The organism is Kitasatospora sp. Xyl93 (genome assembly GCF_055383135.1).
Window position 1 is genome coordinate 7,991,954 of record NZ_AP029185.1, and the last position, 23,376, is coordinate 8,015,329.

Annotated in this window: 23 protein-coding genes and 1 pseudogene; 12 read left to right on the top strand and 12 right to left on the bottom strand. The window is 73.9% G+C overall.

Annotation, left to right across the window (positions count from 1 at the left end; all coding sequences use genetic code 11):
• The first annotated feature begins 85 nt into the window (after positions 1-85).
• A complete protein-coding gene (locus ACZ5GH_RS34745; protein WP_387755742.1) occupies positions 86-478 on the top strand; it encodes a guanyl-specific ribonuclease in 393 nt (130 codons plus the stop codon).
• Between the two features lie 114 nt (positions 479-592).
• Positions 593-943: a 5-carboxymethyl-2-hydroxymuconate Delta-isomerase gene (locus tag ACZ5GH_RS34750; RefSeq protein WP_387755744.1), complete on the top strand. Its 351-nt coding sequence runs from the start codon at positions 593-595 to the stop codon at positions 941-943.
• A 67-nt stretch (positions 944-1,010) separates the two neighbouring features.
• Here the strand turns inward: ACZ5GH_RS34750 and ACZ5GH_RS34755 are convergent, their stop codons facing one another.
• The gene (locus ACZ5GH_RS34755; protein ID WP_387755746.1) at positions 1,011-2,624 is read right to left on the bottom strand and encodes an alpha/beta hydrolase; all 1,614 of its coding nucleotides are present in this window, start codon (positions 2,622-2,624) and stop codon (positions 1,011-1,013) included.
• A 146-nt stretch (positions 2,625-2,770) separates the two neighbouring features.
• Here ACZ5GH_RS34755 and ACZ5GH_RS34760 point away from each other — a divergent pair, with 146 nt between their 5' ends.
• From ACZ5GH_RS34760 to ACZ5GH_RS34770, 3 genes are all read left to right on the top strand, one after another.
• Positions 2,771-4,123: an MFS transporter gene (locus ACZ5GH_RS34760; RefSeq protein ID WP_464336309.1), complete on the top strand. Its 1,353-nt coding sequence runs from the start codon at positions 2,771-2,773 to the stop codon at positions 4,121-4,123.
• 236 nt (positions 4,124-4,359) lie between these two features.
• Positions 4,360-5,181 carry an SAM-dependent methyltransferase gene (locus tag ACZ5GH_RS34765; RefSeq protein ID WP_464336926.1) on the top strand — a complete coding sequence of 274 codons (822 nt, stop codon included), beginning with the start codon at positions 4,360-4,362 and terminating at the stop codon, positions 5,179-5,181.
• A gap of 92 nt (positions 5,182-5,273) precedes the next feature.
• Positions 5,274-6,908, top strand: coding sequence for a purple acid phosphatase family protein (locus ACZ5GH_RS34770; RefSeq protein ID WP_387755750.1), 1,635 nt, complete (start codon positions 5,274-5,276; stop codon positions 6,906-6,908).
• 171 nt (positions 6,909-7,079) lie between these two features.
• Here ACZ5GH_RS34770 and ACZ5GH_RS34775 read toward each other — a convergent pair whose 3' ends face one another.
• From ACZ5GH_RS34775 to ACZ5GH_RS34795, 5 genes are all read right to left on the bottom strand, one after another.
• Positions 7,080-8,558 carry a cytochrome P450 gene (locus tag ACZ5GH_RS34775; protein ID WP_387756174.1) on the bottom strand — a complete coding sequence of 493 codons (1,479 nt, stop codon included), beginning with the start codon at positions 8,556-8,558 and terminating at the stop codon, positions 7,080-7,082.
• Positions 8,559-8,726: 168 nt separating this feature from the next.
• Entirely contained in the window at positions 8,727-9,344 is a 618-nt protein-coding gene (locus tag ACZ5GH_RS34780) for a GTP-binding protein (protein ID WP_387755752.1), read from the bottom strand.
• On the bottom strand, positions 9,325-9,687 hold the full coding sequence (locus tag ACZ5GH_RS34785; protein ID WP_387755754.1) for a DUF742 domain-containing protein: 363 nt from the start codon (positions 9,685-9,687) through the stop codon (positions 9,325-9,327). The genes ACZ5GH_RS34780 and ACZ5GH_RS34785 overlap by 20 nt, the downstream gene beginning before the upstream one ends.
• Before the next feature lie 82 nt (positions 9,688-9,769).
• Positions 9,770-10,156 carry a roadblock/LC7 domain-containing protein gene (locus ACZ5GH_RS34790; protein WP_355264222.1) on the bottom strand — a complete coding sequence of 129 codons (387 nt, stop codon included), beginning with the start codon at positions 10,154-10,156 and terminating at the stop codon, positions 9,770-9,772.
• Positions 10,157-10,173: 17 nt separating this feature from the next.
• Positions 10,174-11,955 carry an ATP-binding protein gene (locus ACZ5GH_RS34795; protein WP_387755756.1) on the bottom strand — a complete coding sequence of 594 codons (1,782 nt, stop codon included), beginning with the start codon at positions 11,953-11,955 and terminating at the stop codon, positions 10,174-10,176.
• 558 nt (positions 11,956-12,513) lie between these two features.
• On the opposite strand from ACZ5GH_RS34795, the gene ACZ5GH_RS34800 reads away from it, so the two are divergent.
• From ACZ5GH_RS34800 to ACZ5GH_RS34820, 5 genes are all read left to right on the top strand, one after another.
• Positions 12,514-13,509 (top strand): GlxA family transcriptional regulator, encoded by a 996-nt coding sequence (locus tag ACZ5GH_RS34800; protein WP_464336310.1) that lies wholly within the window; start codon positions 12,514-12,516, stop codon positions 13,507-13,509.
• A gap of 37 nt (positions 13,510-13,546) precedes the next feature.
• Complete coding sequence (locus ACZ5GH_RS34805) at positions 13,547-14,287, top strand: MBL fold metallo-hydrolase (protein ID WP_464336311.1); 741 nt, start codon at positions 13,547-13,549, stop codon at positions 14,285-14,287.
• A gap of 221 nt (positions 14,288-14,508) precedes the next feature.
• On the top strand, positions 14,509-15,129 hold the full coding sequence (locus ACZ5GH_RS34810; protein ID WP_387755762.1) for a SigE family RNA polymerase sigma factor: 621 nt from the start codon (positions 14,509-14,511) through the stop codon (positions 15,127-15,129).
• Entirely contained in the window at positions 15,126-15,827 is a 702-nt protein-coding gene (locus ACZ5GH_RS34815; RefSeq protein WP_464336312.1) for a hypothetical protein, read from the top strand. The genes ACZ5GH_RS34810 and ACZ5GH_RS34815 overlap by 4 nt, the downstream gene beginning before the upstream one ends.
• A 138-nt stretch (positions 15,828-15,965) precedes the next feature.
• Positions 15,966-16,544, top strand: coding sequence for a suppressor of fused domain protein (locus ACZ5GH_RS34820; protein ID WP_387755766.1), 579 nt, complete (start codon positions 15,966-15,968; stop codon positions 16,542-16,544).
• Between the two features lie 12 nt (positions 16,545-16,556).
• On the opposite strand, the gene ACZ5GH_RS34825 is transcribed toward ACZ5GH_RS34820, so the two are convergent.
• The 5 genes from ACZ5GH_RS34825 to ACZ5GH_RS34845 form a co-directional block, all read right to left on the bottom strand.
• Positions 16,557-17,237, bottom strand: a complete 681-nt coding sequence (locus ACZ5GH_RS34825) for an HAD family hydrolase (RefSeq protein WP_464336313.1) — start codon at positions 17,235-17,237, stop codon at positions 16,557-16,559.
• 228 nt (positions 17,238-17,465) lie between these two features.
• A complete protein-coding gene (locus tag ACZ5GH_RS34830) occupies positions 17,466-17,807 on the bottom strand; it encodes a hypothetical protein (protein ID WP_387755770.1) in 342 nt (113 codons plus the stop codon).
• Positions 17,804-18,208 carry a hypothetical protein gene (locus ACZ5GH_RS34835; RefSeq protein ID WP_464336314.1) on the bottom strand — a complete coding sequence of 135 codons (405 nt, stop codon included), beginning with the start codon at positions 18,206-18,208 and terminating at the stop codon, positions 17,804-17,806. The genes ACZ5GH_RS34830 and ACZ5GH_RS34835 overlap by 4 nt, the downstream gene beginning before the upstream one ends.
• A gap of 70 nt (positions 18,209-18,278) precedes the next feature.
• Positions 18,279-20,081 carry a vWA domain-containing protein gene (locus tag ACZ5GH_RS34840; RefSeq protein ID WP_464336315.1) on the bottom strand — a complete coding sequence of 601 codons (1,803 nt, stop codon included), beginning with the start codon at positions 20,079-20,081 and terminating at the stop codon, positions 18,279-18,281.
• Entirely contained in the window at positions 20,078-21,142 is a 1,065-nt protein-coding gene (locus tag ACZ5GH_RS34845; RefSeq protein WP_387755776.1) for an ATP-binding protein, read from the bottom strand. The genes ACZ5GH_RS34840 and ACZ5GH_RS34845 overlap by 4 nt, the downstream gene beginning before the upstream one ends.
• 183 nt (positions 21,143-21,325) lie before the next feature.
• Between ACZ5GH_RS34845 and ACZ5GH_RS34850 the strand changes: the two genes are divergently transcribed.
• Entirely contained in the window at positions 21,326-22,261 is a 936-nt protein-coding gene (locus tag ACZ5GH_RS34850; protein ID WP_464336316.1) for a class I SAM-dependent methyltransferase, read from the top strand.
• Positions 22,245-22,826 carry a GNAT family N-acetyltransferase gene (locus ACZ5GH_RS34855; RefSeq protein WP_464336317.1) on the top strand — a complete coding sequence of 194 codons (582 nt, stop codon included), beginning with the start codon at positions 22,245-22,247 and terminating at the stop codon, positions 22,824-22,826. The genes ACZ5GH_RS34850 and ACZ5GH_RS34855 overlap by 17 nt, the downstream gene beginning before the upstream one ends.
• A 48-nt stretch (positions 22,827-22,874) precedes the next feature.
• Here the strand turns inward: ACZ5GH_RS34855 and ACZ5GH_RS34860 are convergent.
• A pseudogene (locus tag ACZ5GH_RS34860) lies at positions 22,875-23,369 on the bottom strand (alpha/beta hydrolase fold domain-containing protein); the annotation flags it as partial.
• Positions 23,370-23,376 lie beyond the last annotated feature (7 nt).

Below are 23,376 nucleotides of genomic sequence, written 5' to 3' on the forward strand. Positions count from 1 at the left end.
CACCCGGAAGTACGTCGAGTTGACCGGAGGTGAAGAGTTGGAACGGGGGTTCCGGCGGCGCCGCGCGGTCGCCATCCTGGTTGTCATGACCCGAACTCTACGCGCGTGGAAGACCCGCGTCGCCGCCACCGCCGCCGTTGCCCTGGTCACCCTCGCGCCGATCGCCGTCGCCACCGAGGCGCACGCCGCGGTGAGCGGCTCGGTGTGCCTGACCGCCCTGCCCTCGCAGGCCCGCACCACCCTCGACCTGATCGCCTCCGGCGGTCCCTTCCCGTACCGCCAGGACGGCGTCGTCTTCCAGAACCGGGAGCGCGTGCTGCCCGCGCAGTCGTCCGGCTACTACCACGAGTACACCGTGGTCACCCCGGGCTCGTCGACCCGCGGGGCCCGCCGCATCGTCACCGGCGAGCAGTACCACGAGGACTACTACACCGCCGACCACTACGCGACCTTCCGCAAGGTGAACTTCGGCTGCTGACCAGGCCACCGCTCCACCGGACGCTCCGGGGCCCCGGCGCCGCACCAGCGCCGGGGCCCCGGAGCGGGTCCGGTACCCTCGGCCGCGCCCGGCAGACGACTCCTGGAGGTTCCCGTGCCGCAGATCCTGGTCGACCACTCGGCCGAACTCGAATTCGACCGGGCGGCCCTGGCCGCCGAGGTCCACCAGGCGATCACCGAGGTGATCGACACCACCGTGGCGGACTGCAAGACCCTCTTCCGCCCGGCCGGCGGGCACCGGGTCGGCGACGGGACCGGCGGTGAGGCCGTGGTCCTGGTCGAGGTGAAGATCCTGGCCGGCCGCAGCACCGAGCAGCGCGCCGAACTGAGCGCCCGGGTGCTCGCCGCCCTGCGCGCCCGGATCGCCCGGCCCGCGGTCATCGCCGTCCAGGTCACCGAACTCGACCGGGACACCTACCGCATCGTCCACCACCCCGGCCACTGAGAGCCCGGGAGGACGGCGGCGGCGCCGGGCCCGCGGGCCCGGCGCCGCCGGTGGGGTGCGGTCCGGATCAGTCCGTCGGGCAGTGGATGCCCGCGGCCGGCACGGTGCCGTCCAGCAGGAAGGCGTCCACCGAGGCGCGGACGCATTTGCTCGCGCCGTACCCGGTGTGGCCCTCGCCGTCACGGCTGAGCAGGACCGCGTTGCCCAGCTCGGCGGTGAGCTTCTCGGCCCAGGCGTACGGGGTGGCCGGGTCGCCGGTGGTGCCGACGACCACGATCGGGGTGGTGGCGGCGGACTTGATCACGTGCGGCTTCTCGGTGGCGCGGAACGGCCAGATCCGGCAGTCCGGGTCGAACAGCGCGGCCGTCGGGTCGTGCTTGCTGACCAGCGGGGCCTTGGCGGCGAGGTCGGTCAGCGCGGCCTGCAGCTGCTCGCCGGCCGGGGCGTCGGTGGCGCCGTCGGCGCAGTGGATGGCGGTGTAGGCGTCCGCCGAGGGGCTGTAACGGCCGTCCTTGTCGCGGCCGTTGTAGCCGTCGGCGAGGTCGAGCAGATAGTCGCCCTTGCCGCGCACCATCGCCCAGCCGAGCGAGTTGCGCAGACCGTTCCAGGCCTTCTCGCCGCCGTAGAGCCGGCTGAGGACACCGGTCCAGGCCAGGCTGGACGTCAGGGTGCGGCCCTTCTCCGTCCTGAGCGGCTTGTCCTTGAGCCCGTCGAGGAAGGCGGCGAGCTTCGGCGCCGCCTGGTCGGCGTCCTTGCCGAGCGGGCACGCGTCCTTGGTGACGCAGTCGGCGGCGAAGGCCTTCAGGGCCCGCTCGAAGCCGGCCTGCTGCTCGATGTTGTGCTGGACCAGCGCGGTGGAGGCGGAGGTGGCGCCGTCCAGGACGAGCCGGCCGACCCGGTCCGGGAACTCCTCGGCGTAGAGCGAGCCGAGGTAGGTGCCGTAGGACATGCCGAGGTAGTTGAGCTTCCGGTCGCCGAGCGCGGCGCGCAGCACGTCCATGTCCCGGGCGCTGTTGCGGGTGCTGACGAACGGCAGGACCTGCGCGAACTTGGCCTGGCAGGCGTCGGCCAGCTGCTTGCCGTGGCCGTCACCGGGCTGGTCGGTGCTCAGCCAGCCGTCCCGGGTCCGGTCGTCCAGGCAGTTGAGCGGGCTGGTGCCGTCGGTGCCGCGCGGGTCGAAGCCGACGATGTCGTAGCGGTCGTGGACCGGGCCGTCGAAGCCCTTGGGGTCGTAGGTGACCATCTGGACGCCGGAGCCGCCCGGGCCGCCGGGGTTGAGCAGCAGCGAGCCGATCCGCTGGTCGGCCTTGGCGGCCGGGTTGCGGACCACGGCGACGTCCAGGGTGCCGGTGGCCGGGGCGGTGTAGTCGAGCGGGACCTTGAGGGCGGCGCACTGGAGCGCCGAGGTGTCCTCCTGGTTCTGCGGGTCCTTCGCGCAGGGGCCCCAGGCGAGCTGCTGGCCGTAGAAGGCCTTGAGCGCCGGGTCCTCGGCGCCGGTGGGCCTGACCGTCGGGGTCGGTGTCGGTGTCGGGGCGGCGCCGGGCGTCGCCGCGGCGGCGGCCGGGGTGGTCGCGGGGGCGGCGGCGGGGCCGCTCCCGCTGCCGCAGCCGGCCAGCAGGGCGGCGGTGGCGACGGCCGCGACGGCGGCGGGCAGGGTGCGCCGCGGGGTTCGGGTGATCATGGAATGCACGGCACAGGAATATCACCCGCCCGTCACATCGGTCACATGGGATTCCCGGAGACCCTCCCGGTGTCGAACCGTGCGACGGCGGACATCGCTTGCGACGCATGATTCCCCGGCGGTCCGAACGGTGCCATGCTGAGGCCATGACAGAAAGCAGTGCGGTGGCCCCGCTCCGTGATCACGTGGAAGTCGGCGGGCGGCGGCGCGAGTTGGCCGCGGCAACGGTCGGATCGGTGGTCGAGTCCTTCGACTGGAGCATCTACGCCGTCCTCGCGCCCTACTTCGCGGCGGACCTCTTCGGGCACGGCAAGCACGGCGTCAGCGGCGTGCTCGGCGCGTACGTCACCTTCGCGGTGGGCTTCGTCGCCCGCCCGGTCGGCTCCTACCTGATCGGACGGCTCAGCGACACCCGGGGACGACGCTTCGCGCTGAGCTTCGGCATGGCCGTGATCGCCGCCGCCAGCCTGGGCATCGCCGCCATCCCGGGGCGGGAGGCGATCGGGGTCTGGGCCGCGGTGCTGGCCGTGCTCGCGCGGGTGGTGCAGGGGCTCGCCTTCGGCGGCGAGGCGCCGAGCGTGGCCGCGTACGTGACCGAGACCGCCCCGCCGCGGCACCGCTTCGCGTTCAGCTCGGTCTCCTACGGCGGGATCGTCCTCGGCTCGCTGCTCTCCTTCGGGGTGCTCACCGTACTGATCCGCACCATCGGCAAGTCCGGTCTGGAGAACGGTGGTTGGCGCTGGGGATTCGTGATCGCCGCGCTGCTCGGGCTGGCCGCCGTCTGGGTGCGGCGGTGGGCGCCGGAGAGCGCGGAGTTCCGCCGCGCCCGGGAGCGCGCGCGGCGCACCGCCCGCCCGCCGTTCCTGCGGACCCTGCGCGACCACCGCTGGGCGGTCTTCACCGTCTTCCTCAACACCCTGGGCGGGACGGTCGGTTACTACTTCGCGCTGGCCTACCTGCCGCAGTACGCCGCCGCCTACCACGTGATCAGCAAGGAGGAGGCGGCCTCCTTCATGACCGTGGTGCTCGGCGTGGTACTGGTCACCATGCTGCTCACCGGCGCCGCCGCCGACCGCTTCGGCCTGCTGCCGGTCGCCCGGCTCGGCTTCGGCCTGCCGATCCCGCTGGTCGGCATCCTGCTCGCCGGGCTGCGCCAGGGCTGGCTGCCGTTCCAGGTCGTCGCCGTGCTGCTGGGGATGCTGGTGGCGACGGTGCTCGGCACGCTCAACGTCTTCACCGGACTGCTGTTCCCGACCGAGGTGCGGGCGGTCGGCCTCGGCGTGGTCAACGCGTCCACCATCGCCGCGTTCGGCGGCACCTTCCCGCTGCTCGCCGAGTGGTTGAGCGACCGGCACTGGCTGGGGGTCATCCCGGTGTACGTCACCGTCTGCACGGCCGGGCCGGCCCTCGCGCTGCTGACCGCGATGAAGGTGCCGTCCTTCGCGGCGGCCGTCCGGGAGGCCGACGCGCCGGTTCGGCGGACAGCGGGAACCGCCTGACGGACAGTCAACAGCTGTGGTTGAGTGGTCCGGACCACCGCTGAACGGGGAGGGCGAGCGTGGACACCGACGCATCGGGTACCGACACACCGCGCACCGACACACCGCGCACCGGCGCACGGGGCGCCGACGCACCGCACACCGGCACGCGCGGCGGCAACACGCCGGGCGGCTTCGTGGCGGACGGCTTCGGAGCGGACGACCGCGACCTGGCGGCCGACCTGTCGGAGAGCTGGCTGACCGAGGCCGGGTTCGAGGAGCCGCCGCAGGTGGACCTGCGCACCGACCGGGCCCACTCCGCCCGGGTCTACGACTACCTGCTCGGCGGCAAGACCAACTTCCCGGCCGACCGCGAGGTCGGTGACCGGGTCATCGCCGACCTGCCCGGCGTGCGCGAGGACGCCACCGCCGCCCGGGCCGTGATGCACCGGATGGTGCGCAGGCTCGCCGAGGTGCACGGCGTCCGCCAGTTCCTGGACGTCGGCACCGGCATCCCCACCGCGCCCAACCTGCACGAGATCGTGCAGGCCGTGGACCCGGCCTGCCGCGTGGTCTACGTCGACAACGACCCGATCGTGCTGGCCCACTCGCGCGCCCTGCTCACCAGCGCCCCCGAGGGCCGCACCGCCTACGTCCAGGGCGATCTGCGCGACCCGGAGCGGTTCCTGGCCGACCCGGGGGTGGCCGCCACCCTCGACCTCGGCCAGCCGGTCGCCCTGACGCTGATCAACATCGTCCACTTCCTCTCCGACGAGGCCGCGCACCCGCCCGTCCGCAAGCTCCTGGAGGCCCTGCCCGCGGGCAGCTTCCTGGCGCTGTCCGCGGGGACCGCCGACGTCGCGCCGGAGCGCATCGCGACCGCCGGCCGCCGGTACGCGGAGGCCGGGATCCCGCTCCACTTCCGTTCCCGCGAGGGCGTCGAGCGCTTCTTCGCCGGGCTGGAGCCGGACGACCCGGGGGTGGTCCTGATCAACCGCTGGCACCCGGAGCTCGCCGACGACCCGGCGCAGGTCGAGGGCGAGGTCTCGGCCTACGGGGGAGTCGGTCGCAAGCCGTAGAAAACCGAAGATCTGTCAAAACGATCGTCTTTACCTGTACATGTCATTAAAGTGACTGCCCGTCGAACCCCCACTCGGCAGGCGGAGTTTTCATGACCATTGCACGCAGGTCCATCCTCAAGGGCACATCGGCGGCCGGAGCCGCCCTGGTGGCAGCGGGATCGGCGGCGGCCGCGCAACCCGCGGCCGCCCGGCCGGCCGACGACGCGCCCACCAGCCCCCTCCTGCAGACCACCCCGCACCGCGCCGGAACGGCCGGAGTGAGCGGACTGCACCTCCAGTTCGGCACCGACGCCGGCACGGAGATGACCGTCTCCTGGATCACCCCGCAGTCCGTGCGCCGCCCGCAGGTGCGGTACGGCTCACCGGACGGCGGCCTCGGCCGGGTCGTCCAGGCGGAGACCCGCACCTACCGGGACTCGATCGACAAGGCCGAGGTGTACGTCCACCACGCCCGACTCTCCGGCCTGCGCCCGGGCGCCACCTACCTCTACAGCGCCGGACACGACGGTGCCGTCCCCGAGACCGGCACCTTCACCACCGCCCCGCGCGGCCGCGCCCCCTTCACCTTCACCAGCTTCGGCGACCAGGCGGCCCCCAACCTCCGCCGCCGGATCACCTTCCCCGACGGCATGCCCTCCCCGCTCGGCAAGTACCCGGTGTTCATGAGCAGCCAGGTCGGCACCGCGGCCTCCGCCGACATCGTCGCCGCCGTCGAACGCGTCGGCCCGCTGTTCAACCTCGTCAACGGCGACCTCTGCTACTCCTCCTACGCCGGCCGGCACGGCCAGAGCCGCACCGCGACCTGGGCCGACTGGTTCATCAGCAACAGCCGCTCCACCCGGCTGCGGCCCTGGATGCCCTGCGTCGGCAACCACGAGAACGAGGGCGGCAACGGCCCGATCGGCGCCACCGGCTACCAGGCCTACTTCTCCCTCCCCGACTCCTCGGCCTCCTCGGACGAGGAGACCCGGGGCATGTGGTACGCCTTCACCGTCGGCTCGGTGCGCTTCATCAGCCTCGCCAACGACGACGAGGCCATCCAGAACTCCGGCGACGGCTACCTGCGCGGCTACTCCGGCGGCGCCCAACGGCGCTGGCTGGAGCGGGAGTTGCGGGCGGCGCGGGGCAGCCGGGCGATCGACTGGATCGTGGTCTGCATGCACCACCCGATGATCTCCAGCTCGAAGCACGGCTCCGGCAGCGACCTCGGCCTCCGGGAGGCCTGGGGCCCGCTGTTCGACGCCTACGGGGTCGACCTGGTGGTGTGCGGCCACGAGCACTACTACGAGCGCTCCCACCCCGTCCGCGGCACCCTGCCCAACGACGCCCGCACCCCGGTGCCGACCGAGACCCGCACCGACCTGGTCGACACCGGGAGGGGCACCGTCCACATGATCATCGGCGCCGGCGGCAACGCCGCCACCACCCAGGACGACCTCTTCGAGCAGCCCAAGGGCCGGGTGGTCGTCGGGCTGGAGGACCCGAAGCCGGGGGCGCCCTACCGGGAGTCGGTCTGGCTCACCGAGGACGCCCCCTGGGCCGCCGTCCAGGACCGCGTGCACAGCCACGGCTTCGCGGCCTTCGAGGTCGACCCGGGCGACCGGCGCGGCGGCACCACCACCATGAAGGTCACCTACTACACCTTCGACGGGCCGCACGGCGACCTCACCCCGGTGGACACCTTCACGCTGTACCGGCGCCGGACCGACGGGCGCGACGGCTGATCCGAGGCCCGGGGTCGGGCCGGGCCTCGGCAGGGTCCGGGTCCGCGGCAGGGTCCGGATCCGCGCCGGGAGCCGGGTCCGCGCCGGGGCCCCGGGGAGACCGTACGGCCTCCCCGCGCCCGGCGGCCAGGCCTGACCGGGCCAGGTGCGAGGGGCCGGCCGAGCGGCCGTTCAGCGCCGGAACAGACCGGTCAGCACGTCCCACCAGCCGCGGCGCTGCGCCGGGACCGTCGGGGCCACCGCCCCGGCCGCCCCGGCCGCCCCCGTGCGCTCGGCACCGCGGGGCGCCGGGACGGCCGGGCCCGGTGCCTGCTCCGCCGCCGCCCCGGCCTTCGCCTGGACGGCCTCCGCCTGCTCCGCCTCGGCCACCGAGAGCGGGTCCGGCTCGATGTCCCGGGCGGTGAACTCCACCGGCAGCGCCGTCAGATGACGGGAGATCCAGGCCGAGCTCCAGGTCAGCTCCTCCTCGGGGACCGCGAGCCGGACGTCCGGCAGCAGGGTGAGCAGGATGTCGATCCCGGCCTCGGCGACGTGCCGCCCGATGTCCTGGCCGGGGCACTCGTGCGGCCCGGCGCCGAAGGACAGGTGGGAGCGGTTGCCGTACAGCGGGGCCGCCAGGTCGGGGCGGACCACCGGGTCGACGTTGCCCGCCGCGAGCCCGAGCAGCAGCAGATCCCCGGCCCGGATCTGTTGGCCGCCCAGCTCGGTGTCGGCCGTCGCCCAGCGGCCGGCCACCAGGGACATCGGCGGGGAGTCCCACAGAACCTGGTCCAGCGCCTCGCCCAGGGTCATCTGGCCGCCGGAGAGGTGGGCGCGGAAGCGCGGGTCGGTGAGCACCATCTTCAGCGAGTCGGCGATCAGGTTGACGGTGGTCTCGTTCGCGGCCAGCAGCACCACCCGCAGGTGCTCCATCACCTCGTCCTCGGTCAGCCCGGCCGGGTGCGCCAGCAGACGGCTGGTCAGGTCGTCGCCGGGGCTCTCGCGCCTGATGGCGATGGTCCGGCGCAGACCGGCGACCACGTACTCGTTGCTGGCGATCGCCGTCTCGGTGCCCTTCATCAGGTCCCGGGCGGCGGTGACCAGCTGCGGACCGTACTCGTCCGGCATGCCGAGCAGCTTGGTCATCACCAGCATCGGCAGGTGCTCGGCGAACTGGGAGATCAGCTCGGCCCGTCCGGTCGGCCCGACCACCTGGACCAGGTCGGTGGTGAAGCGGCGGACGTGGCGGCGGATGCCGCGCCGGTCGAAGCCGTTCAGGCCGTCCAGCAGCGCGCCGCGCAGCCGGCGGTGCTCGTCGCCGTCCGCGAACACGCAGATCGGCTGCCAGGCGACCACCGGCAGCAGCGGGGAGTCCGCCGGGACCTCGTTGTTGCGGAAGGCGTTCCACAGGCGCGAGTCCCGGGAGAACAGCGAGGGGGTGCGCATCGCGGCGATGTTGGCGCCGTGGCCGAGCACCAGCCAGGCCCGGTGGTCGCCGTGCAGCAGCACCGGGGCCACCTCGCCGTACTCGGCGCGCAGCTTCTCGTACAGGCCCGCCGGGTCGGCCTCGGCCTCCGGCCCGTACAGGCGGCGCAGGCCGCCGGGGCCGGTCGGGGCGATGCCGCCGCCCGCGTGGGCCGGGCAGCCGGGCGGCGGGGCGGCGGCCGGCACGGGGGCGGCGGCGGTACGGGCCGCGGAGCGGGGCCCGGTACGGGGTTCGGGTTCGGCGCCGACGGGTTCGGGGGTCGGGGTGGTCACGGGCTCTCCGGTCGCGGGTGGGATTCGGTGACGGGCATCGGGTCGGCGGGCGGGCCGGGAGGGGGCCGGTGCGCCGGCGGGCTACGGGGCCGCCGGGGCGGCCAGCTCGTACAGGTGGTGCATCAGGGCCATCAGGGTGTCCCGGCTGGACTCCCGGCTGCGCGCGTCGCAGGCGACGATCGGCACCTCGGGCGGCAGGTCGAGCGCGCCCCGCAGCTCGTCGAGCGGGACGGACGGCGCCTCCGGGAAGCCGTTGACGGCCACCACGAAGGGCACGCCGCGCTCCTCCAGCCGGCCGATCACCTCGAAGCTGACCTCCAGCCGACGGGTGTCCACCAGCACCACCGCGCCCAGGGCGCCCTCGAACAGGCCGTTCCAGAGGAACCAGAACCGTTCCTGGCCGGGGGTGCCGAAGACGTACAGCACCAGCCGGTCGCTGATGCTGATCCGGCCGAAGTCCATGGCCACGGTGGTGGAGGTCTTCTGCTCGACCCCGGTCGGGTCGTCCACCCCGACCCCGGCCTGGGTCATGGTCTCCTCGGTGGTCAGCGGGCGGATCTCGCTGACCGCGCTGACCAGCGTCGTCTTGCCGACGCCGAAGCCGCCGACGACCACCACCTTGACCGCCGTGGTGACGGTGTCCGGCAGCAGGTCCGTACCGGCCGGCCCGACCACCGGGTCAGAGCCGCTGAAGTCCATGGATCACCGCCTCCAACAGGGCACGGTCGGGGAGTTCCGCCGCGGGCACGGCGGCGCTGCGGGCCTCGATCAGCCCGTCGTCGAGCAGGTCCGCCAGCAGGACGGTGACCACGCTGACGGGGAGCTCCAGGTAGGCGGAGACCTCCGCGACCGAGAGCGGGGAACGGCACAGCCGCAGGATCGCGGCGTGTTCCGGCTGGTGGGCGGGGGTCGGCTCGGCGAGGGAGACGATCAGGGTGACCAGGTCGAAGACCCCAGGCCCGGAGGGGCCGCTGCGGCCCCGGGTGATGACGTACAGCCGGTCGGGCTCGGGGCCGTCCCAGCCACCCTGCTCGGCCGTCATGCCACCGCCTCACTGTGCTCGTTCAGGTGCCCGTCCCGCCGCCGGAGCCCGGTGCGGCGGGCCGGGTCGGCTGCCGGGTCGGTCACACGACCACCTCGGGGTTGCGCGGCGGGGTGGACAGGTGCTCGCCGATCCGGGCGACCAGGTCGCGCATCTGGTGGCTCACCAGCCCGGCGTCCACGCCCTCGTCGGCGAGCACCGCGAGGTAGGCGCGGTCACCGGCCGCCATCAGGTAGAAGTAGCCGCCGTCCACCTCGATCACCACCAGCCGCATCGAGCCGTCGCCGTGCGGGAACTCGTGGCCGATCGCGCCGGCCAGGCTCTGCAGCCCGGCGCAGGCGGCGGCGAGGCGGTCGGCGGTGTCCGGGTCGGTGCCGTACTGGGCGATCCGCAGGCCGTCGGCGGACAGCACGATGACGTGGCGCACGCACGGGACGCTGTGCGCGAGGTCGTTGAGGATCCAGTCCATGTTGCTGCGGTGCGGAATCACTGCTCGCCTTTCCCTGCCGTCTCTTCACTGGTGTGTGCGGCGCTGGTGTGTCCGGCACCCGTCTGTCCGGAACCCGGTTGTCCGGAACCCGGTTGTCGGGCGTCCGACTGCCGGGCGTCCGTGCCGTGTCCGGCTTCCGCGGTGGCGCGGCCGGTGTCCGTGCCGCGGCCGGGTTCCGTGGCGTGCCCGGTGCCTTCCGGTCCCGTGGGCCCGGTCGGTGCCGGCCCGGTGCCCTTGATGCCGTCCATGAACGCCTCCAGCCACAGGCCCGGCTGCTTGGGTTCCTTGGGCTCCCTGACGGGGCGCGGTGCCTGGGCCGGCGGCCCGGGCACGGGCCCGGCGGGCCGCGCGGCGGCACGGGCGGCCGCGCCGTAGCCGCCGCGGGGCACCATCGGCCGGCTGCGGCGGCGCTGCGGCAGGCCGTTGGGCGTCCACTCGGTCACGATCACCTCGTCGTCCCCGGCTCCCGGGCCGGACGGGCCCCACGGGTTGGTCGAGCCGTAGGACGGCCCGACGCCGGCCGAGGTCGTCCGGGTGCCCCACGGACGACCCGGGGCCGCGTGCCGGGGCGGGTTCGCGGGGAGCGGGCGGGGCCCGGAGAAGGCGCCGATGCCGTGCGCCCGCCCGGTCGGCGGCGCGGTGGTGAGCAGTTCCTGCGGTACGACCAGCACCGCCCGGACGCCGCCGTACGCGGAGCGGCGCAGCGAGATCTGGAAGCCGTACGCCTGGCAGAGCCGGCCCACGATGGCGAAGCCCAGCCGGGGCGACTCGGTGAGGTCGTCGAAGTCCTTGGAGACCATCGCCTCGCGGATCGAGCGCTCGGCGCGGATCCGCGCCTCGTCGGTGAGGCCGAGGCCGCCGTCCTCGATCTCGATCGCCATCCCGCTCTGCACCTCGGAGGCGCTCAGGTGCACGTGGGTGTGCGGCGGGGAGTAGCGGGTGGCGTTGTCGAGCAGTTCGGCGACGGCGTGGATGAGCGGCTCGACGGCCGGTCCGGTGACGGAGATCTGGGCCACCGGGTGCAGGTCGACCCGCTGGTACTCCAGGATCCGGGACATGCCGCCGCGCAGCACGCTGTAGAGCGCGATCGGGCGGGTCCACTGGCGGCCGGGGCGGGCGCCGGACAGGACGGCGATGCTGTCGGCGAGGCGGCCGGTCAGCGCGTTGCCGTGGTCCAGGCGCAGCAGGTCGTCGAAGACCGCCGGGTCGTTGCCGTGCCGGTCCTCCATCTCCCGGAGGTCCTTGGCCTGCCGGTGGATGATGGCCTGCACCCGGCGGGCGATGTTGACGAAGGCGCGCTCGGCGGAGTCGCGCCGGCTGACCTCGTCGTCGACGGCCTTGGCGACGGCCTCGGTGACGGCCACCAGGGAGCGGCGGAACCTCGGTGAGACGGGGGCGTCGCCCTCCTCCAGCGGGCGGGTCAGCACGTCGAAGGAGTACCCGTACCGGGCCCCGGCGACCACCCTGCGCATCTCGACCCTGGCCAGCCGGTCCAGCTCGTCCTCCTGCCCGGCCAGCCGGCGCTGCAACTCCTCCACCTGCCGGGCGTGCCGGTCGCGCGACTCGCTCAGCGCCCGCCCCCGGCGGGCCGACTCGGCGGCCACCACGGCCACCAGCACGGTGCCCGTCGCCCCGCACCACAGCACCCCGGCCCGGGCCCCGGCGGACACCACCAGCGCGGCGACCGCCACGGCCGCCGCCATCACGGCCGTCGGCAACAACCAGCCGAGCAGGGGCGCTCGGCGCCGTCTGGCGGGTGACGATCCAGCTCGAAGCATTCAGCATCCTCAAACGATCGGAACAGTACGGGGGACGGGTGGGGGCCGGCTCCGGAGGCGTGGTGGTGCAGCATAGCCAAGTTCAGGACATCCTGACCGAAAGTCAAAAATACCGTCCCGCAACCGACTTGTCGCAAACTGCCGGACAACCCCGACATCTCGCACACCAGTCGCAACCGGGGACGGCCACCGCCCGCCCACCAGGCTTCTCGCCCCGGCGCCCGCGCGCCGCCGACCCGCTCCGGATTCGCTCATGCGAAGGGTTTCCGCTCCAAGTCCCTCCGCCGAGCGCCGAGTTCGTGCTACGGCGCGGTGATGCCGGTCAATCGGTGGTGCGGCGATCACCCGGAAGGGGATTCGCGGCTGGGCCCGGCGGGCGGGCGGGCGGACCTGTCCGTCCGGCCGCCGCTTCGGCCGTCTCGGTCGCTTGCGCCGCCTCGCCCGCTTCGGCTGCCTCGCCCGCCTTGGCCGCTCGCGCCGCTTCGGTCGTGGCCGATGGCCGGATGTGACAGAACCCCGGCATTGCGGACACGGCCCGGGCGGCGGAAGGATCGGGGCATGCCCGAACCGCGCACCGTCGTCATCGCCGCGTTCCCCGGGGTCGAGTTGCTGGAGGTGACCGGCCCCGCGGAGGTGTTCTCCGTCGCGTCCCGCCTGGTGGAGGGCGACGCCCCCGCCTACCGGGTCGAGATCGCCGCCGTGCGGGCCGGCCCGCTGCCCACCGCCGCCGGGATCAGCCTGGTCGCCGGCCGGTCGCTGGCCGAGGTGGGCCCGGGCGTCGACACCCTCCTCGTGGCGGGCGCCATGGACCACGCCGACGGCCGGTACCAGGCCGTCGGCGACCCTGACGTCGTCGGCTGGCTGGCCACGGCGGCGCCGGCCGCCCGGCGCGTCGGCGGCGTCTGCGCCGGCGTCCACCTGCTCGCCGAGGCCGGACTCCTGGCCGGTCTGCCCGCCACCACCCACTGGCTCACCGCCGACCAACTGGCCGCGCGGTACCCGGACATCGCGGTGGACCCGGAGCCGATCTTCATCCGCGCCGGGCGGATCTGGACCTGCGCGGGCGTGACCGCCGCCCTGGACCTCGCCCTCGCCATGGTGGCCGAGGACCACGGACCGGCGATCGCCCTCGACGCGGCCCGCGCCATGGTGATGTACGTCAAACGCCCCGGCGGGCAGACGCAGTTCAGCGTGCCGCTCTCCCTCCAGGCGAGTGCCGACGACCGCATCGACGAACTCCGCCGCTGGATCGACGACAACCTCGCCGAGCGGATCCCGGTCGAGGCGATGGCCGCCCGGATGAACCTGAGCGTGCGCCACTTCGCCCGGGTCTTCCGCGACCGCACCGGCCGCACCCCGGCCGACTACCTGGAGGCGGTCCGGGTGGAGGCGGCCCGCCGGCTCCTGGAGGAGACCGCCCGCAGCCTGCCCGACATCGCGGCCGCCAGCGGACTCGGATCGGTGGAGACCCTGCACCGGGCCTTCCGCCGCCGCCTGGGCGCCACCCCGGCCGAATACCGGCGCCGGTTCCGCCCCCACGCCACCGCCCGCTGAATCCCCATCACCCCCTTTCTCCCCGAGGAGCAGCCAGTTGTCCCGCACCAGGGTCATCCCGATACCCGTCCTGGGCCGTCACGCCGTCAACGCCTACCTGCTGCTCGGCCGCCACCCGGTCCTCGTCGACGCCGGAACCCCCGGCAGCGCCCGGCGCATCACCGAACAGGTCGCGGCCCACGGCGTCGACCCGCAGGACGTCCGCCTCGTCGTCGTCACCCACGGCCACATCGACCACTTCGGCTCCGCGGCCGAACTGCGCCGGCTCACCGGCGCCCCGATCGCCGCCCACGCCGCGGACCTGGGCCCCTACCGCACCGGCCGGGTCCGCGAACCGTACCTGCCCACCGGCCCGATGGGACGGCTCATGGCCCGCAACGCGAAGCTCCACGAACAGGCGGAACCCTTCGAGCCCGACCTCCTCGTCCACGGCGAGACCGCCCTGGCGGACTTCGGCGTCGACGGCCGCATCATCCCCACCCCCGGCCACACCGCCGGCTCCGTCTCCGTCCTCACCGACGACGGGGACCTGGTGGCCGGCGACCTCATCGCCAACTCCTTCATGGGCCTCATCGAGGGCCGCCCGGCCAACCCGCCCTTCCACGACGACCCGCTCGCCAACCTCGCCAGCCTCCGCGCGATGCTCGACCTCAAGCCCACCCGGCTCCACGTCGGCCACGGCACACCCCTCGACCCGGCCCGCGCCGACCGCTGGGCGACCGCCGAACACCGCAGGCTCCACCGCCGAGCGGCCCGCGGCCGCCTGCGGACCAGGTGACAGGACCCGGACCCGCGGCCGGCCGCGCGAGACCGGTGACCGGGACGCGCACGGGCGGCCCCGGGGTGGGTTCCCCAGCCGTTCGGGGCGAGGATCCGCGGGATGCCCGCGCACGGCCCGTTCTCGTGGACAGGGCCGTGCAACCCTTGCGGCGGCGCGGCGGTGAGTAGGGCAGAGCGACGGTCCGGTCGGGCCGTCGCGTGGACGCGAAGAGGAATCGGATGACCGCGAGCGCATTGAACATCCCGGTGGAGGACCGGCCCAGGCCCGTCACGGCATCGGCTTCCGCGGGCGGTCCCGGACTGCGGGAGCTCGACTTCGAGGCGTTCGCCGCCACGCGCTGGCGGCGGCTGGTGCGCACCGCCTACCTGCTCACCGGCGACCACCACGAGGCCGAGGACGTGGTGCAGGCGACGTTCGCGAAGGTCTTCAGGAACTGGTCCCGGATCAGCCGCCTGGACGAGCCGGACGCCTACATCCACCGGGCCCTGGTGAACAACAACCTGAGCCGTCACCGGCGGCGCCGGGCCAAGCAGTTGCTCATGCCCGTCCTTCCCGACCGGGCGGCCACCGCCGGCGGCGGCCACCGCGGCGTCGAGGAGCGCTCGGTGCTGCTCCAGGCGCTGGCCGGGTTGCCGCAGCGTCAGCGGGCCGTGGTCGTCCTGCGGTACTGGGAGGACATGAGCGAGCGCCAGGTCGCCGAGGTGCTCGGCTGCTCGGTGGGCAACGTCAAGAGCCAGGCCAGCCGGGGCCTGGCGAAACTGCGCGGCCACCCGGCGCTGGCCTCGTACGCGGCGGACACCGGTTCAACGATCGACGGCACGAACGGAGGCGACAGGTGATGGACACCGAGGACATGGTGCGCGGCGCCCTGCGGGACGAGGCGGCCCGGGTCGAGGTGGCGGACTGGTCCGCCGGGCCGGTGCAGGCCCACGTGCGCCGCCAGCGGCGGGGGCGCAGGGTGGCGATGGGCGCCTCCGCGGTGGCGGTCGCGCTGGCGGTGGTGGCCGGGACGGGCGCGGCCCTGTCCGCGCACCGCGGGGCCCGGGCCGTCGGGCCGGCCGCCCAGGTCCTCCCGGAACCGGCGGGGCCCGCTCCCGAGGCGGTGGTGGTGGAGCCCGGCCAGCAGCTGCCGTTGGGCCGCCCGGGCTGGTGGATGCAGCTGAAGGACCAGGAGATCTGCATCCACGACGCCCCCGCGTACGGAAGCTCCCCGGGCTGCGGCGGATACTCCTGGGCGGGCGGAGCGACCGAGGTCACCATGCAGTACTACGGGAACCCCGGGCAGCCGGACAGCCTGTACAACCTCGTCTACCACGGGCCCGGGCAGGTGGCCCGGATGGCCGTCGAACTGGACGGCCGGTCCCGCTGGGCCACCGTCGCCTCCCTGCCCGGCACCCCGGGCTACGCCACCGGCTTCGTCTGGGGGCCCAGCCGGAAGACCGCCGACGGCCCGACGGAGTTCCCGCTCGAGGGCATCAGGATCGCCGCGTACGACGCCCAGGGAATGGTCCTGGCGAGCAAGACGCTGTCGCCCTGACCCACGCGGCTCGGCGCCGACGGGCGAAGCCCGCCAGGGCAGGGCAACGCCCCGCCCTGGCCGGGCCCGCGCCAAGCACTTCCCGACCCCTGAGCGATCGGCCGGGGCCGCCCCTCGACGGTCTGGCATGATCGCGCGGTGAGCGTTGCGAAGGTGCAGGCGGCAGCGGCCGTCGAGTCGCATGTCCGGAGGTTCTTCAACGGGCATCCCGTGGAGGTCGTCGAATACGACCTCGGGCCGGGCCGGCGGGAGGTGGTGCCCGACCTGCGAGTTCTCGTCGTGGGTCCCGGCCCGCGCGGCGACTGCTGGGCCTATGTGACGGCCGGTTGCTGGTCCGCGGGAGAGCAGGACGGCTACGGACTCGAGTTCGTCATGACCTCCCACGTCCGTGACCAGCGGTTCGTCGAACTCATGGCGGTGCTCGCGTACTACCACTGCGGAGGGCATCGGCTCGACCTGGAGCACAGCATGCCGATCGGTGAACCCTGGGTGCCGGGTTCGGCCTGCGACCACCTGCTCATCAGCCTGCCCTATCTCCACGGGCCCGAGCTCGAGCGCTGTCCGTTGCCCGCTGGACACGCCCGCGTTCTGTGGGCCTTGCCGGTGACGGCAGCCGAGAACGAGTTCCGCCGACATCACGGCCACGAGGCGTTGGAGCGACTCTTCGACGCGGCCGAGATCGTTCCCACCGATCCGTTCAGGGCCTCGGTCGTGTGAGCTCCCGCCCGGTCAGAAGAGGTCCAGCAGTTCCGCGAGGGACGCGATGGACGGCACCTCCGTTGTGAGCGATCCCCGGCAGACCGCGCGCCCCGCATACCCGAGTCCGATCGCAGCGGCGACCAGGGCCGGATCGTCGTCGACGAACAGGCACTGCGCGGGCGCGAGTCCCAGCGCGTCGCTGGCATGGTGGTACATGCGTGGGTCCGGCTTGTTGCAGCCGAGCACCGTGGAGATCGCATACGCCTCGAAGAACCGCCCGATCCCCAGTCCCGCGTGAAGGTCGGGCAGATTGGGCCAGGCATCCGACACCACCGCCATCCGCACGCCCCGGCGGCTGAGCTCTCCCAGGGTGCCCACGACCTCCGGATAGGTCTCCAGGAGAGTGGCCGGCGGGACCTCGCGGCGCAAGTCGGCGAGGAGTTCCGAGGTCGGTTCCACCCCCACGTCACGAAGCATCAGCCCGTGGTAGTCGTCGAGCCCAGGCGCGGGCGACGAGGCAGCGAGGAAGCGGTCGCCTGCGGCGATGGCTGCCGCGAACTGTTCCGACGTGACCGAAGGCACGTGGGCGAGAACGGTCTGCTCGAAGTCCGCCCGTGGGTTCCACCGGCCGCCGATCGGCTGCATCAGCACGCCGCCGGAGTCGAAGAGAACAGCGCGGAGGTCTTCCTGAGAAGAGGGTCGTGTCGTCATTGGGCTCAGTCTGGTCAACGGACGCCCGTCAGTCGACCCTTGAGCGATCAGCCGGTCTGAGTCAGACCGACATCACTGATTCAAGCCCAGTGGATCTGCGGGCCAGTGATCCTGCGGATCGGAAGCGGGGGACATGGATCGAGCTTGCGAGTCCGTTTCTCCAGTTCCCCCGGTGGCGCGTGTGGGTTTCATCTGCAGACCGGCTTACCGGCGCGATCAAGGGGGGCTTCAGTCCGCGCGTCGGGACTTCCATGTGAAGGCGTCTGCTGTCCGCCTGGCCAACGATCCGGTCTGCCAGGACTCCGTGATGTCGGTCCAGTCGTGGAGGCGTGCACTGCGGGCACCGTGTTCTGCCTCTTGGTCGTAGAAGAGGCTGAACCTGTAGACCCTGCCCTCGGCGGAGATGATCTGGCCGTCTTCGTGGTCGGGGCCTTCCTGCACGAGGTCGACGACGACCGTCCCAGCGGGATCGAGCCCCTGGGTCCGCAGAAGCTCGCGCAACCGGGTCCAGAGGTCGAAAGTGCTGGTCCGCAGAAGCTCGGTGTACTGGACGACGATGCTTGTGCTCATGAGCTCGTCTTCGGGGTGTTCCAGGACCGAGCCCAGCTCTCCGCCTGGTCCGGAGGCCACAGGAAGCGGGCGCCGAACTCCTTCTCCGCACCGGGCTCCGCCTCCGTCAACGCACGGACCAGCGCCGGGCTGTAGACGGCACGGACCCGGAAGTCCACCAGGAACCGGCTCTTGATCACCATCCGCACGTAGCGGCGGTGGCTCCCTCGGTGGCGGCCGGCCACGATGACGTTCTCACCGCCGTCGCCCGAGGCCGGCGGTGCGATCCACAGCTTCGCCCCGGGCGCGAAGTGCCGCAGCCCCTTGTGGAGCTCCAGGCCGCCTTCGCCGTGGCTGGTCTCCTGAGCGACATTGGCCACCAGGCATATGCCCAGCGGCTCCGCTCCAGTTGCGTCCGTCATGCCTGCCATGATGGCTTGGTCCGGGCGTAGTGGCGTGGTCTTTTTCCCGAGGGACGGCTCTCGGAACTGTTCAGCTCATCCGGAAGACCGGCCCGCGCGGGGTGAACGGCAGGGCGGCGCCGCGGGGGACGAGGAAGGCGTGGTCGCGGCGCAGCCGCAGGACGTCGCACTCGCCGTCGGTGATGACCAGGACGGGCGCGCCGGGCGGGAAGTCGTCGGCCCGTTCGAGCAGGTCGATGCCCGGCTGGAGGACGGTGCCGCCGCGCCCGTGCACCCGCAGCCGCCCGGCGATCTCCTCGACCGGGAGGTAGCCGGCGTCGTGCGGGGCGGCGTCGCAGTGCACCACCCGGGCGGCCGGGACGTCGCGGGCGGCGGCGTAGGAGGCGATCGCGCCGAGCGCCTTGCCGAGCAGCGGCCGGCTCATCGAACCGGAGGTGTCCAGGACGACCCCGAAGGTGCAGCGCGGCACCTCCTCCTCGGGGCGGTAGCGGCCGGCCCGGGGGATGTCCGGGGTCGCGGACTGCCGGCGGGCGGGACGGGAGTAGCTGCGCACCGGTTCGGGGCTCGGCACGAACTCGTCGAACCAGCGCGCCAGTCGCGCGTCCCAGGGGAGCGGCGGGTGGGCGAGTGCGCGGATCTCCTCGACCAGGCCGGCCGGGAGCAGGCCGCGTTCGCGCCGGTGCAGCTCGAAGCCCTGCTGGAGGCCGCGCCGGTAGAAGTCGTCGAGGTCCACGTAGTCGCGCGGGCCGCGGTCCAGCGGTGCGCCGAGGACGTCCGGGCGGTTCTTCCCGGCCAGGGTGGCGAGCCGGCGGATCCGGCGCTGATCGCGGACGATCCGGTCGTACACCTCCTCGGCCGACAGGCCCTTCAACTGCGGGTCGTGCAGCAGGCCTTCGGGCATCTCGCCGACGCCCATCTCCAGCAGCCAGCCGTTGATGACGTAGTCGGCGGCGACGTTGAACAGGAACGGGTCCCGCCCGCCCTGGCGCTCGCCGTGCCGCAGGGCGGCGTGCAGCATCTCGTGGCCGAGGATGAACCGCCACTCCTCGTCGGTGTACTGGCGCAGCGGGTTGACGTAGACCTCCCCGGCGTCGGCGTTGACGGCGGCGATGGCGATGTCGTGGGCGCGGGCGAGTTCGGCGTCGGCCACCAGGGTCAGGCCGGCCGCGATGCCGCCGAGCAGCGGGTAGGAGGAGACGAACCAGTTGAGCGCCCTGGTCCAGGGGCGTTCGGGCAGGCGCTGGCCGGTCTTCTCGTCGATCCGGCCGCCGGCCCGGTCCATCGCGGCGGACACGGTGCGGGTGAGCGCGGCCGCGAAGGCGCTCTGCCAGTCCTTGGGCGCGCGGCCGCTGCCGTGCCACTCGACCAGCAGCTGGTCGCGGCAGGCCGGGCCGGCGGTGCCGGCCGTCCCGGCGGCGTCGGCCGGCGGCAGGCCGTCGCGGCGCCAGCGGGCGGCCAGCTCCTCCTCGTCGCCGCCCGGGTACTCGGGCGGGAGAGCGACCGGCGGGTGGCCGACCGGGAAGGTGGCGAGGAAGCGGTTGACCACCGCGCAGCGGGCGGCGGCCGCGTGGTCGTCCGGCTGGACCCGGGGGCCGCGGGCGGCCGGGACGTGGCCGAAGCCGAGGTGCAGCAGGCCGTGCGCCAGCACCCAGGCCCACTCCTCGGGCTCGGCCCGGCGGCGCGGGTTGACGTGCACGGTGCCGTTGGAGTCGACCACCGCCCAACCGCCCGGCGGGGCGGCCCCGCAGGTCTCGGTGCGGCAGAACTCGGCGGGCAGGGCGGCGAGGGCGGGATTACGGCGCAGCAGCCGGACGCCCTCGGCGAAGGACTCGGCGCCCGGGTCGGGCTTCCGCTTCGCGGCGGCGGGCTTCACCGGCGGGCCTCGACCAGGCGCGGCATGTCCCGGGCGGCCTCGATCAGGAACCAGGAGGGCAGCACCGGATTGCCGTCCGCGCCGTCGGCGATCACCGTCTGGGCGACCTCGACCGAGATCTCGGCCAGCTGCACCAGCAGTGACTTGGCCCGGAAGGCGGTCTGCCGCTGCGCCCCGGAGGCGTGCTCCTTGCTGGCGGGCAGCTCCTTGACCAGGCGGCCGCGGAAGGAGTCGGCCAGGTAGTAGAGCAGGTCGCGGTCCTCCACCCGGTGCGGCCAGCGGGCGTCGCCCTTGAGGATGGCCTCCAGGCCGTACGAGTTGCGGACGATCTTCGCGTAGCCGCAGAAGGCGATCGCGTGCTGCGGCGTGAGCAGGCCGTACGCGAGGACCTTGAGGGTCTCCTCGTCCAGCGTGGGCCCGAAGGAGTGCAGCGCGTCGGAGAGCATGTGCCAGGCGCGCGGGGTGGAGAACGGCTCCTCGGTCTTGGGCGGGGCGGACCACAGGTGGTCGGGCCGGTCGGTGAGGTGGTCGAGGACCCAGGGGTGGATCCCGGCGCCGGCCGCCCAGCGCAGCCAGTCCTCGGCGCTGGCCCGCAGGTGGACGTGGATCATGCGGTTGACCAGCGCGGACGCCATCGGCCGGGCGAGCGCGCCGTCGGTGGCGCGGTTCCCCGCGCCGATCACGATCGAGCCGGGCGGCAGCTCGTACGAGCCGATCCGGCGGTCCAGGATCAGCGAGTAGAAGGCCTTCTGGACGTCCGGCGAGGCCGCGTTGAGCTCGTCGAGGAACAGGCAGTACGGCTCGTCGCGGGCGATCTGCTCGGGCGGGCAGAACCGGGAGCGGCCCTCGGGGGTGAGCTGCGGGACGCCGATCAGGTCCTCCGGGGCCAGCTGGGTGCCGACCAGGCTCACGCACTCCAGGCCGAGCGACTCGGCGAACGCCCTGACCAGGGAGGACTTTCCGATCCCGGGGGCGCCCCAGAGGAACACCGGGCGGACGGTGGCCAGGCCGAGCAGCAGCTCGGGGATCTGGGCGGGCGAGACGCTGACTGCTCCCTGCACGGGGCTCCTTCGCGGTACGGCGGACGACCGGCCCAGTGTGCGGGCCGGAGTTCGCCGGGCGCACCGGATTTTCGGCGGCGGGGGCAGGACACGGAGGCAGGGCGGCGAACGGCGCAACATGTGTTGCGCCCCAGGGCAATGAGTGTTGACGCCGCCCGCCGCCGGTCCGTACAGTGCCGGGCCATGGACACGGGTGATCTCGGGCGGCGGGTGGCGGCGGACGTGGCCGGTGGCGGCGGAGTCGACGGGCTGCGGCGGTTGTCGGGGGTGATCGAGGCGCTGGAGGAGCGGCGGACGGAGCTGGTGGAGGAGCTGCGGCGCGGGCGCGAGGCGACCTGGGAGGAGATCGGGCGGGCCTGCGGGATGACGCGGCAGGGGGCGACCAGGCGGTGGGCCGGGCGGCTGCGGGCGCGGTCGTTCGGGGCGGCGGCGGACGCCTACCAACACGGCCGGCCCGGCTATCCGCCGGCGCTGATCGGCTCGGCGGTGCCCCGGGAGGCCCGCAGGGTGCTCGATCTGGGCGCCGGGACGGGCAAGTTGACCGGGCAGCTGGTCGAGGCGGGCCTGGACGTGGTGGCGGTCGAGCCCGACGAGGGGATGCGGGCGCGGCTGGCCGCGGCGGTGCCGAGGGCGGCGGTCCGGGCGGGCTCGGCCGAGCGCATCCCGCTGCCGGACGCCAGTGTGGACGCGGTGGTGGTGGCGCAGGCCTGGCACTGGTTCGACCCGGCGGCCGCGGTGCCGGAGATCGCCCGGGTGCTCGTCCCCGGCGGGACGCTCGCCCTGGTGTGGAACATCCGGGACGAGTCCGAGCCCTGGACCGCCGCCCTGGGTGAGCTGATGCGCCCTCCGACGCCGCAGCGGATCGACACCCGGCCGGTCCTCCCGGCGCCGTTCGGCGCGCCCGAGCTGCTGGAGATCCGCTGGGAGCACCTCACCACCCGGGCCGGGATCGTCGACATGGTCGCCTCCCGCAGCTATGTGATCGCGCTGCCGCAGGAGGCACGGGTCCGCCTGCTGGCCGACGTCGAACAGCTGCTGGCCACCCACCCGGACCTGGCCGACCGGGACGAGATCGCCCTGCCGTACCTGACGAGGTGCACCCGTGTCCGTCTCGGCTGAGCGCGCGCGGCCGGTGCTCCTGCGCCGCCTCGGCGCGGCGGACGCCGTACCGTACCGGGCCTTCCGCCTCCAGGCGCTGCGCGAGTCGCCGAGCGCCTTCACCTCCAGCCACGCCGAGGAGGCGGGCAAGCCGATGTCCGTGACGCTGCGCCGGCTGGCCGAGGCCGAGAACGGGCCGGGCGCCCTGATCGGCGCCTTCGACGGCACCGGCGCGCTGGTCGGCACCGCCGGGCTGAAGGTCCCGCAACGCAGCCAGGAACGGCACAAGGGCACGCTGTACGGCATGGCGGTGGCCCGCGGCGCCGCCGGCCGGGGGATCGGCCGCGCCCTGGTGCGGGAGGTGCTGCGCACGGCGGAGGACGGACGGCTACGGCAGGTGCTGCTGACCGTCTCCGAGGGCAACGAGCCGGCCCTGCGGCTCTACACCGCCTGCGGCTTCGAGGTGTTGGGGCGGGAGCCCAGGGCCGTCCTGGTCGACGGCCGCGCGGTCGCGAAGCTGCACATGGTGTGCCTGCTGGACGGGGCCCGGGCGGCGGCGGCCGGGGCCCTGAGAACAATCCGCTGACGACGGCCCCTGTCGAGCGGCCCGGAAGCACCACGCGCGGAAGCCCGGTCACCGGTGGAGGAGGCGCCGCAGCCAGCGGGTGCGGGCGTCGTGGGCGTCCTGGCTGATGACGGCGTGCGGGGCGAGGGTGTCGAAGCCGTGGCAGGCGCCGGGCCACACGTGGAGTTCGGCCTCGCCGCCCGCCCGCCAGATGGCGTCGGCATAGGCGACGGCCTCGTCCCGGAAGGTCTCGGCGGACCCGACCTCGACGTACGCCGCGGGCAGTCGGGACAGGTCGGTGGCGCGGGCCGGGGCGGCGTACGGAGAGAGGTCGGCGGCACCGTACCGGTGGCCGAGCAGGGCCTGCCAGGCGGTGGCGTTGGAGGTGCGGTCCCAGGTGTCGTGGCCGGCCAGCTGGCGGCTGGAGAAGGTGTCGCCGCGGTCGTCGAGCATCGGGCTCAGCAGCAGCTGGCCGACCGGTGCCGGACCGCCGCGGTCGCGGACCAGCCTCCCAGCCCCACCCGTGCGGGACCGCGGCGCCCCCGAACCGCCCGGGACCGACCGGCGCGTC